The following is a 10,904-nucleotide window of genomic DNA, read 5'->3' on the forward strand; positions in this document are numbered from 1 at the left end:
TTGGAGGTGGAGGGGCGGCTGGATGTGGGGGTGCTGGAAGCGGCGGTCAATGACGTCGTCGCCCGCCATGAACCCCTGCGCACCCTGATCGGGGACGACGACGGATCGCCCCGGCAGCTCGTGCACGACCCGGCGCCGGATCTGGTCCGGGTCGCGCGGCGGGACGTCTTGCCCGAGGAACTGGAGGCGGTGCTGGGCGAGGCGGTGACGTACCCCTTCGACCTGGGTGCCGAACTGCCGGTGCGGGTGGATGTGTTCCGGTCCGGGCCGGAGCGGTGCACGGTGCTGTTGCTGGTGCATCACATCGCCGGGGACGGCTGGTCGCTGCGGCCGCTGCTGCGGGACCTGACCGAGGCGTACGCGGCGCGGCAGCGCGGTGAGGCTCCGCGGTGGGCGCCGCTGCCGGTGACGTACACCGACTACGCCCTGTGGCAGCGGGACCTGCTCGGCGAGGAGGACCGGCCGGACAGCCTCGCACACGAACAACTCGCCTACTGGCAGCGGACCCTGGCCGGCATCCCGGAACAGCTCGCGCTGCCCGTCGACCGGCCCCGGCCCGCCGAACCCAGTTATCAGGGCGACATGCGGCACTTCTTCGTCGGACCGGAACTGCACCGGGCCCTGCTGGGTCTCGCGCGGGAGACCGGGACGACGCTGTTCATGGTGGTGCAGGCCGGTCTTGCCGCGCTGCTGACCCGGCTCGGCGCGGGGCACGACATCCCGCTCGGCTCCCCGGTGGCGGGGCGGACCGACGACAGCCTGGAGGAACTGGTCGGGTTCTTCGTCAACACCCTCGTCCTGCGCACCGACACCTCCGGCGACCCGTCCTTCCGTGAGCTGCTGGCCCGGGTCCGAGCCGCGGACCTGGCGGCGTACGCCCATCAGGACCTGCCGTTCGAGCAGCTCGTGGACGCGGTCGGCGCCGAGCGGTCCATGGCGTACAACCCGCTGTTCCAGGTGATGCTGGCGCTGGACAACAACGCCGACACCACCGCCGAGCTGCCGGGGCTGCGGGTGCGCCCGCGACCCGTCGGTACGCGGGCCGCGCGCTTCGACCTCACGGTCGGGCTGAGCGAGCGGGTCGTGGGCGACCTGGGTGCCGAGGGCGTCCAGGGCAGCGTGGAGTACAGCACCGACCTGTTCGACGCGGCGACCGTCGACACCTTCGCGGCCCGGCTGCTGCGGCTGCTGGAGCAGGCGGTGGCCCGGCCGGACGTGCCCTTCGGTGAGCTGGAGATTCTCAGCGACGAGGAGTACTCGGCCCTGGGCGCGGCCGGCCGGCCGGAGGCGGGCGCCGAGCTGACGGCGCCCGCGCTGTTCCAGGAACGGGTCCGGGAGGCACCGCATGCGGTGGCCGTCACGGCCGGACGCGAACAGCGCACGTACCGGGAGCTGAACGAGGCCGCCAACCGGCTGGCCCGGGTGCTGATCGAGCGTGGGGCAGGACCGGACACGGTGGTCGCGGTACGGCTGCCCCGGGGACCCCGGCTCGCCGAGGCGCTGCTCGCGGTCCTGAAGTCGGGCGCCGGGTATCTGCCGATCGACCCGGACTATCCGGCCGGCCGGATCGCCCACATGCTCGATGACGCCCGGCCGGTGCTGCTCGTCGGCTCCCCGTCGGACACCGCGGTGCCCGTCCTCGACCTCGACGCCGAGGACACCCGCGCCGCCCTGCGTGCGGCGTCCCCGCGCGACGTGGCCGACTCCGAGCGCTCCGCACCCCTGCGCCCCGCCCACATCGCCTACGTCATCTACACCTCCGGCTCCACCGGCCGCCCCAAGGGCGTCGAGGTACCGCACCGGGGCGTCGCCAACCTGGTCGCCGCCTCCCAGGAGGAGCTGGGCGGGGTCGGTCCCGGGAGCCGGGTGCTGCAGTTCGCCTCGCCCAGCTTCGACGGGGCGTTCTGGGAGATCGGTGCCACGCTGCTGGCCGGTGGCTGCGTGGTCATGCACCCCACGGGCGCGTGGAATGCCGCCGAGGACCTCGTTCCGCTGGTGACCTCGCAGAAGGTGACCCATCTGGCGATCCCGCCCTCCGTGCTGGCGATCCTCCCGGACGACGCGCTGCTGCCCGACACCACGCTGTTCGTCGTCGGCGAGGCCTGCCCGCCCGCGCTGATGGCGCACTGGGCACCGCGCTGCCGGATGCTCAACTCCTACGGCCCGACCGAGACCACCGTCTCCGCGACCGTCACCGAGCCGCTCTCCGGGGGCGGTACCCCGCCCATCGGTACCCCGATCCGGGGCGTGCGTGTCCATCTGCTCGACGAACGGCTGCGACCGGTGCCGCCCGGTGTGGTGGCCGAGGTGTACATCGCCGGCGCGGGCCTGGCCCGCGGCTACCGGAACCGGCCCACCGCCACCGCCGAACGCTTCGTGGCCGACCCCTGGGGCGCTCCGGGCAGCCGGATGTACCGCACGGGCGACCTCGCCAGGCGCCGCACGGACGGCCAGCTGGAGTTCGTCGGCCGGGTGGACGAGCAGGTCAAGATCCGCGGGTACCGGATCGAACTCGGTGAGATCGAGACCGCGCTGGCCGCCCACCCGGGTGTCGCGCGGACGGCCGTCGCCGTGCAGGCGGGGCCGCGCACCAGCCGCCTCGTCGGCTATGTCGTACCCGCGCGCGGTGCGGACGTCCCCGACGGCGCCGAGCTGCGGGCCTTCGTGGCGCGGACGCTGCCGGACTACATGGTCCCGGCCGCCTTCGTCACCCTGGACCGGCTGCCGTTGTCGCCCAACGGCAAGCTGGACCGGGCCGCCCTGCCGGCACCCGAACCGGTGGCCGCCGTCGACGGGCGGGCACCGCGCGGGGCGGTGGAGGAAACACTGTGCGGCATCGTGCGCGAGGCGCTCGGCATGCCCGACGCCGGCGTGGGGGACGACTTCTTCGACCTGGGGGGCGACAGCATCACCGCCATCCAGCTCAGCAGCCGGGCCCGGGCCGCCGGACTCGCCCTGTCGCCGCGGGACGTCTTCCGGCACCGCACGGTCGCCGCCCTCGCCCGCGTCGCCACCGAGACCGGCGCGGTGGTGGAGGCGGACGACGGCACCGGTGAAGTGACGCCGACGCCCGTCATGCGGTGGCTGCGCGGGCTCGGCGGGCCCACCGACGGCTTCCATCAGTCGATGCTGCTGCGCACGCCCGCGGGCGTACGGCAGGACACGGTCGCGGCCGTGCTCCAGACCCTGCTCGACCACCACGACATGCTGCGGCTGCGGCAGGACGACGAGGGGCGGCTGATCGTCCCGCCGGTCGGCTCCGTCCGGGCGACGGAGGTGCTGCGCCGCGTCGACCGCGGCACGCCCGAGCGCTGTGCCGAGGAGACGGCACGCACGGTGGGCGAACTCGCCCCCGGTGAGGGCCGTACCGTGGCCGCTGTCTGGTTCGACCACGGCCCCGGCGAGGCGGGCCGGCTGTTCCTGGCCGTGCACCACCTCGCGGTCGACGGTGTCTCCTGGCGCATCCTGCTCGAGGACATCGCCGAGGCCGGCCGGGCGCTCGGCGAGGGCCGCGAACCGCGTCCGCAGCCCGTCGTCACCTCCTTCCGGCGCTGGTCGGAGCTGCTGGCAGCCGAGGCCGACAGCACCCGACGCACCGCCGAACTGCCGCACTGGCTGCACACGCTGGCCGAACCCGCGCCGCTCGCGCCCGGCCTGGACCCGGTGCCGGGCAGGGATGTCACCCGCACGCTCCGGCGCCGCGCCGTGAGTCTCGATGCGGTGACCGGCCGGGCGCTGCTCACCACGGTCGCCCCGGCGTTCCACTGCGGTCCTGACGAACTGCTGCTCACCGCACTGGCGTTGGCGGTGGCCCGCTGGCGCCGGGACCGGGCCGCCCCGGCCGACGGGCTGCTCGTCGAACTGGAGGGGCACGGCCGGGCGGACCTGCCCGGCGCGGACGTCTCGCGCACGGTCGGCTGGTTCACCAGCGCGCATCCGGTCCGGCTCGACCTGGCCCACACCGACCTGGACGAGGCGCTCGCCGGTGGACCGGCCCTCGGTGACGCCGTGAAGGTGATCAAGGAGCAGGTGCGGTCCGCGCCCGGCGACCGCATCGGCCACGGCCTGCTGCGCCACCTCAACGCGGGCACCGCGCCCCGGCTCGCCGAACTCCCCGTGCCGCGCCTGGGCTTCAACTATCTCGGCCGGCTGCCCTCCGGTGGTCCTGCCGCCGACTGGACGATCGACCCGGCCCCGGGCGCCTTCGGCGGCGGCGCCGACCCGGACCTGCCGGCGGTGCACACCCTCGCCCTGAACATCGTCGCCGAGGACTGCCCGGAGGGGACGGTGCTGCGGGCCGGGTGGACCTGGCCGGGCGCGCTGCTCGGCGAGGACGACGTGGCGGCCCTCGCCGATACCTGGCTCGCGGTGCTGGCGACGCTCGCCCGGCACGACGCGGGCGACGCCGGGCGCACCCCGTCCGACGTCCCGCTGGTCGGCCTCAGCCAGGACCAGCTCGACCGACTCGAAGCAGCTTGGAGGTCCCCGCGGTGAACCACCGGTCCGGACTGAGCGACGTCCTGCCGCTCTCCCCGCTCCAGGAAGGCCTCTTCTTCCACAGCCTCTACCACCGGGACGGGCCCGACGTGTACGTCACCCAGCTCGTCCTCGATCTCGCCGGGCCACTCGACGCCACGGCTCTGCGCCGGTCCGCCGAGGCCCTGCTGGTGCGCCATCCCCATCTGGGCGCGGCGTTCTGGACGGAGGGCCTCGACCAGCCGGTCCAGGTCGTGCCGCGCACGGTCGAACTGCCGTGGGAGGAAGTCGACCTGAGCGGCCTCCCGGAGGGGGAGCGCACGGAGCGGGCGGAGGGCTTCCTCGCCGCGGACCGCGCCCGCCGCTTCGACCTCGCGACGCCTCCGCTGCTGCGCGCCGCTCTGCTCCGGCTGGCCCCGGACCGCCACCGACTGATGCTGACGGTGCATCACATCCTGCTGGACGGCTGGTCCACACCTGTGCTGGTGCGCGAACTCCTCGCGCTCTACGACACGGACGGCGTCCCCTCCGCCCTGCCACCCGCCCCGCCCTACCGCGACTATCTGGCCTGGGTGGCCCGGCAGGACGGGGAGGCTGCCCGCGCGGCCTGGCGGGCCGAGCTGGCCGGGGTGGACGAGCCCACCCGGATCGCCCCAACCACCTCAGCGCCCGCCCCGAGTGTGCCCCGGCGCCGTACGGCCGACCTCGACGAGGACCTCACCCGGGCGCTCACCGAGCTGGCCCGCGCCCGGGGGCTGACCCTGAGCAATCTGGTGCAGGCGGCCTGGGCGGTGCTGCTGGGCCGGCTCACCGGCCTCGACGATGTCGTCTTCGGCACCGTGGTCTCGGGGCGGCCACCCGAGCTGCCCGGCGTCGACGACATGGTGGGGCTGTTCATCAACACCGTGCCCACCCGGGTACGGATGTCCCCCGCCGACCCGCTGGCCACGGTGGCGGCCCGCGTCCGCGACCGGCACCTGGCGACGAGCGCGCACCACCATCTGCCGCTCGCGGACGTCCAGCGGGCGGCCGGGGTCTCCGAACTGTTCGACACGGTCGTCGTCTTCGAGAACTACCCCACCGGATCCACCGCCCTCACCGCACGAGAGCTGACCGTCACGCGTGCCGTCGGCCATGACGCCACCCACTACCCGCTGATGCTGGCCGCCGTCCCCGGCACCCGCCTGCACCTGCGCCTGGACCACCGCGCCGAGCTGATCGACGACGAGCGCGCCGAGGAGATCCTGGCCGCGCTGCGCACCGTGCTCGCCGCCTTCGCCGCCGATGCCGACCAGGCCGCCGGCCGCGTCGAACCGCTGCCGCCGGCCCGCCTGAGGCAGGTCCTGACCGACTGGAACGACACCGCCCGCACGGTGCCCGACACCACCCTCGCCGCTCTCCTCGACGACTCCTTCCGCCGTCGTCCGGACGAGGTCGCCCTCGTCTTCGGGGACGAGGAGCTGACCTACGGCGATCTCGACGCGCGGGCCTCACGGCTGGCCCGGTACCTGATCGAGCGGGGCGCGGGACCGGAGCGGATCGTGGCGCTCGGGACCGACCGGTCCGTCCTGCTGGTCGTGGCCCTGCTCGCCGTCGTCCGCACCGGCGCCGCCTATCTGCCCGTGGACCCGGACTACCCCGCCGAGCGCATCAGCGGCATGCTCGCCGACGCCCGGCCCGCGCTGCTGCTGACCGACAGCGCGGCCGTCGGCCGCCTGCCCGCGGGCGACTGGACCGTCCTCGACGAACCGGACCTCCAGGACCGCCTCACCGGACACTCGGCCGAGCCCCTGGCCGTCGCGGTCCCCGGTGACACCGCCGTCAACGTCGTCTACACCTCCGGCTCCACCGGCCGCCCCAAGGGCGTGATCGGCACCCAGCGAGGCCTGGTCAACCGGATGGCCTGGTTCGCGGAGCTGTACTCCTTCGAGGCCAACGACCCGGTGTGTGCGAAGAGTTCGATCAGCTTCATCGACGGCACCGTGGAGATCCTCCAGACCCTCGTGCACGGCGGCCGCGTCGTCCTCGCCGACGCCGCCACCGCCAAGGATCCGGCCGCGCTCGCCGACCTCGTCAGCAAGAGCGGCACCCGGATCCTGACCGCCGTACCGAGCCTGCTCCAGGCGCTGCTGCACGAGGAGGAGACCAGCGCCGAGGGCGCCGGGCGGCTCGCCTCGCTGCGGCTCGTGCTCAGCAGCGGTGAGCCCATGCCACCCGGGCTGCCCGCCCGCCTCGCCCGCTGCTGCCCCGACGCGCGTCTGATCAACTTCTGCGGCTGCACCGAGGTCAGCAGCGAGAGCCTCTACGCCCACTGCACCGTCCACGACCGGTCCATCGGCCGCCCGCTGTGGAACACCCGCGCCCACGTCCTCGACTCCGCCCTGCGCCCGGTGCCACCGGGCACGCCCGGCGAGCTCTACTACGGCGGTGCCGGCGTCGGACGCGGATACCTGGGCCGGGCCGCCGTCACCGCCGAACGCTTCGTCGCCGACCCCTTCGGCCCGCCCGGGGCGCGGATGTACCGCACCGGCGACCTGGTGAAGTGGCGGTCCGACGGCAGCCTCGCCTTCCTGGGGCGCGCCGACGACCAGGTCAAGGTGCGCGGGGTACGGGTGGAGCCCGGTGAGGTCGAGGCCGTTCTCCTCGCCCACCCCGGAGTCGCGGAGGCCGCGGTGGCGGTACGGGACCGCGCCCTGGTCGGCTGGGTCGTCCCCGCCCGCGGCGGCGACCCGCTCGACCCGGTCGCCCTGCGCCGCCACGCCGCCGACCGGCTGCCCGCGGCCATGGTGCCGGGCGCCCTGGCCGTCGTGGCGGAGCTGCCGCGCACCCCGAACGGCAAGGTGAACCGGCGTGCCCTGCCCGCCCCCGACGCGCGGGCGGCCGGGAGCGCACCGCCGTCGGGGCCCGAGGAGCAGGTGCTGTGCGAGCTGTTCGCCGAGGTGCTCGACGTGGACCGGGTCGGTGCCCAGGACGACTTCTTCGCGCTGGGTGGGCATTCCCTGCTGGCCACCCGGCTCGCCGCCCGGGTCCGCTCGGCACTCGGCGTGGAGGTGGGCCTGCGCACCCTGTTCGAGGCACCCACCCCGGCCGGGCTCGCCACCCGGCTCGGCGGCGGCGAGGCACGCGACGCCTGGTCCGTCCTGCTGCCGCTGCGCGCCACCGGCACCCGGCCCCCGCTGTTCTGCCTGCACCCGGCCGGCGGATTCAGCTGGTGCTACACCGGGCTGTTGCGCCATCTCCCGCCCGACCGGCCGGTCTACGGCATCCAGGCGCGCGGTCTGACCGAGCCCGGCCATGTCCGCGACGGCGTCGACAAGATGGCCGAGGACTACTGCGCCCGCATCCTCGAGGTGCGGCCCACCGGCCCGTACCACCTGCTCGGCTGGTCCTTCGGCGGACAGCTCGCCCAGGCCGTCGCGGCCCGGCTCAAGGCGGCCGGACACCAGGTCGGGCTGCTGGCCATGCTGGACTCCTATCCGCCCGAGGCGCTGCCGGCCGACGAGCCGACCGACCGCGGTGAGGTGCTGCGCTTCCTGTTCACCGAGTACTTCGGCGTCGAGCCGCCGGACCGCGCCGAAGGACCGCTCGACCCGGCCCGCGCCGCCCGGCTGCTGCGCGCCGCCGGACTCGCCGACTTCACCGAGGACCATCTGGCGGCCATCGCGGACGTGCTGCCCGCGAGCGCGTACGCCGCCCGCGCCCACCGGCCCACCCCGTACGACGGCGACCTGCTGCACTTCCGCGCCACCCTGGGCCGGCCCGAGGGGCTGCCCGACGCGGAGGCGTGGCGGCCGCACATCACCGGCCGGATCGAGGCCCACGACATCGCCACCACCCACGGCCGGATGACCCGGTCCGACGAACTCGCGCAGCTCGGCCCGATCGTGCGGGCCCGGCTGGACGCGACCCGCTGACCACCCACCCCCTTTCGACCCGAGGAGCGGTACCCATGAGCAACCCCTTCGAGGACAACGACGCCCGCTATCTGGTCCTGCGCAACGACGAGGGCCAGCACTCCCTGTGGCCGGCGTTCGCCGCCGTCCCCGACGGCTGGACGACCGTCCACGGCGAGGCCGGGCGGCAGGAGTGCCTGGACTACGTCGAGGAGCACTGGACGGACCTGCGCCCGGCGAGCCTGGTCCGATGACCGTTCTCGAACCCGACGGCGCCGTGGCGGTCACGGCCGGCGCGCCCGACCTGGCCGACCCGGCGCTGTACCGGGACGGCGAACCGGAGGCCCTGTGGGCGCGGTTGCGTGCCCGGTCGCCGGTGTACCGCAACGAACGTACCGGCAAGGAGTCCTTCTGGGCCGTCCTCGGCCACCGCGAGGCGCTGGACGTCCTGCGCAGGCCGGAGGTGTTCGCCTCCGGGCGGGGCATGCGGCTCGACGACTCCCCGGGTGCGACGCGGGCGGCCTCGGGGCGCATGCTCATCGTCACCGACCCGCCCCGGCACGCCGGGCTGCGGCACGTCATGAACGCCGCCTTCACCCCGCGAACGGTGGCCCGGCTGCGGCACGCCATGCGGGCCACGGCGACGGAGATCGTCGAGGAGGCGCTGGAGCGCGGCCGGTGCGACTTCGTGGACGTCGCGGCCCGGCTGCCGGTCGCGGTGATCTGCGATCTGCTCGGCGTGCCGCCCGCAGACCGGGCCTTCATGCTGGACCGCACCATGACGGCGTTCGGCCACGCCGGACCCGGCTCGGCGGACCGCGCGGCGGCGGCCCGGGCGCACACCGACATCCTGCTGTACTACGCCGAACTCGCCGAGCTGCGGCGGCGGGAGCCGGCCGACGACGTGATCACCGCGCTGGTCCGGGGCACCGTCGACGGGCGGCCGTTGACCGACGAGGAGATCTACCTCAACTGCGACGGACTCGTCTCCGGCGGCAACGAGACGACCCGGCACGCCACCGTCGGCGGTCTGCTCGCCCTGATGCGCGACCCCGGCCAGTGGGAGACGGTGAGCCGGGCGGACCATCCCATGGAGACCACCGCGCAGGAGATCCTGCGGTTCACCAGCCCGGCCATGCATGTGCTGCGCACCGCCACCGAGGACACCGAACTGGCCGGACGGCGGGTGCGGGCGGGGGACCGGGTGGCGGTGTGGCTGCCGGCCGCCAACCGCGACCCCGCGGTCTTCCCGGACCCCGACCGGTTCGACGCGCTGCGCACCCCGAACCGGCATGTGGCGTTGGCCCCGGGCGAGCACTACTGCCTGGGGTCGGCGCTCGCACTCGCCGAACTCACCGTGTTCTTCGAGGAGCTGACCCGGAGGGTACGGCTGCCCGAACCGGCCGGTGAGCCGGTCAGGGCGGCCTCCAACCTCATCCGCGGCTTCGAGTCACTGCCGGTGCTGCTGCGGGCGCGCTGAGCCCTCGCGCCCGTCCTGCCGCGGCACGGCCGCAGAGGTGGACGCCCCGCCGGTCAGCCCCAGTTCGGCGGCGCGCAGCCCCGCCTGAAACCGGGAGGAGGCGTCCAGCCGCTGCATCACCTCCGAGACATGCCGTCTGTACGTCCGTACGGACATGCCCAGTTCGCGGGCGGCGACCTCGTCGGTACGGCCGGTGCCCATCAGGTGCAGCACCTCCCGCAGGGTCTCCTCCTCCTCGCCGCCGTCCGGAGAGGCGAAGCGTCTCGCGATGCTCCAGTCGGCGGCCCGGCTGAACACGGCGCCGAACAGCGCCCGCAGGGAGTGCACGGTGTGCGGTTCACGGACCAGGACCGAGCGTGAGGTGTCCCGGTGCGCGGCGGGCAGGATCGCCGCCGTGCGGTGCAGCACGGCGAAGCCGGGCAGCGGATGCATCGACACCCGTATCTGGGCGCCGCGCTGCGCGCTGTTCTCCAGACAGCCGAGACGGCAGCCCTCGCCGCCGGCGGCCACGGTCAGCACCCGCACCGGCGCGCCCTGTTCCAGCAGCCACTCCTGGGTCGGCCAGGCGCCGCCGTAGCGGCAGGAGTAGCGGGCGCCGAGGTCGACGTAGCAGAGTTCCGGGGAGGTGCGCCGGGGCTGGGAGCGCCATTGTTCGTGCGCGGCGCGGAAGGCGTCCTCGGTGCGCAGGGGTTCGGTCGTGCGGGAGTGCGGCCCGCGGGTGCCGTCGAGCGCGTGCAGCGCGGACCGGATGAGCGTGTGGGCCTGGGCCAGAGCGGCCCTCACGTGATCGTCTTCGAGTTGTTCGCCGGGGTCTTCGCGGACGGTTTCGCGTATGTGCGGATCTTCGTGCGAAAGGCTGTTTGCCGTAGTGCTCAAGATTCCCCCGTCTTGCGTTCTGTTTCCTCTTGTGTCCGTTCTCTTCGTTCTTGTCGGTGAATACGGATGTGTCCTACATGGTATAAGCCATCAAGATCCGGATGGCTTCTTATGAGCCATCTTGTCGTTACGTCGACATTGGGGAATACGGCGATGACCTGCGGAAACGCGGTTCCCAT

General features: G+C 74.2%; 5 protein-coding genes. 4 read left to right on the plus strand and 1 reads right to left on the minus strand.

All coding sequences use genetic code 11. The annotated features are described in order from the left end of the window. Nucleotides 1-6: 6 nt before the first annotated feature. From ACWD1Z_RS34185 to ACWD1Z_RS34200, 4 genes are read left to right on the plus strand one after another with little or no spacing between them, the layout of a single operon-like run. A complete protein-coding gene (locus tag ACWD1Z_RS34185) occupies nt 7-4,494 on the plus strand; it encodes an amino acid adenylation domain-containing protein (protein ID WP_451124285.1) in 4,488 nt (1,495 codons plus the stop codon). Continuing rightward, entirely contained in the window at nt 4,491-8,390 is a 3,900-nt protein-coding gene (locus ACWD1Z_RS34190) for an amino acid adenylation domain-containing protein (RefSeq protein ID WP_451124265.1), read from the plus strand. The genes ACWD1Z_RS34185 and ACWD1Z_RS34190 overlap by 4 nt, the downstream gene beginning before the upstream one ends. A gap of 35 nt (nt 8,391-8,425) precedes the next feature. After that, nucleotides 8,426-8,623 carry an MbtH family protein gene (locus tag ACWD1Z_RS34195; RefSeq protein WP_451124267.1) on the plus strand — a complete coding sequence of 66 codons (198 nt, stop codon included), beginning with the start codon at nt 8,426-8,428 and terminating at the stop codon, nt 8,621-8,623. Further along, nucleotides 8,620-9,849 (plus strand): cytochrome P450, encoded by a 1,230-nt coding sequence (locus ACWD1Z_RS34200; protein WP_451124269.1) that lies wholly within the window; start codon nt 8,620-8,622, stop codon nt 9,847-9,849. Before ACWD1Z_RS34195 ends, ACWD1Z_RS34200 begins: the two co-directional genes overlap by 4 nt. On the opposite strand, the gene ACWD1Z_RS34205 is transcribed toward ACWD1Z_RS34200, so the two are convergent. After that, nucleotides 9,820-10,632 carry a response regulator transcription factor gene (locus ACWD1Z_RS34205; RefSeq protein ID WP_451124271.1) on the minus strand — a complete coding sequence of 271 codons (813 nt, stop codon included), beginning with the start codon at nt 10,630-10,632 and terminating at the stop codon, nt 9,820-9,822. The two genes, ACWD1Z_RS34200 and ACWD1Z_RS34205, sit on opposite strands and share 30 nt — an antisense overlap. Between the last annotated feature and the right edge of the window lie 272 nt (nt 10,633-10,904).

Source organism: Streptomyces sp. NPDC002784 (assembly GCF_053592135.1).

What these genes read in the sequence shown, in the direction of transcription:
- ACWD1Z_RS34195 (WP_451124267.1), top strand. Translation starts at nt 8,426, where the DNA reads ATGAGCAACCCCTTCGAGGACAACGACGCCCGCTATCTGGTCCTGCGC.
- ACWD1Z_RS34200 (WP_451124269.1), top strand. Translation starts at nt 8,620, where the DNA reads ATGACCGTTCTCGAACCCGACGGCGCCGTGGCGGTCACGGCCGGCGCG.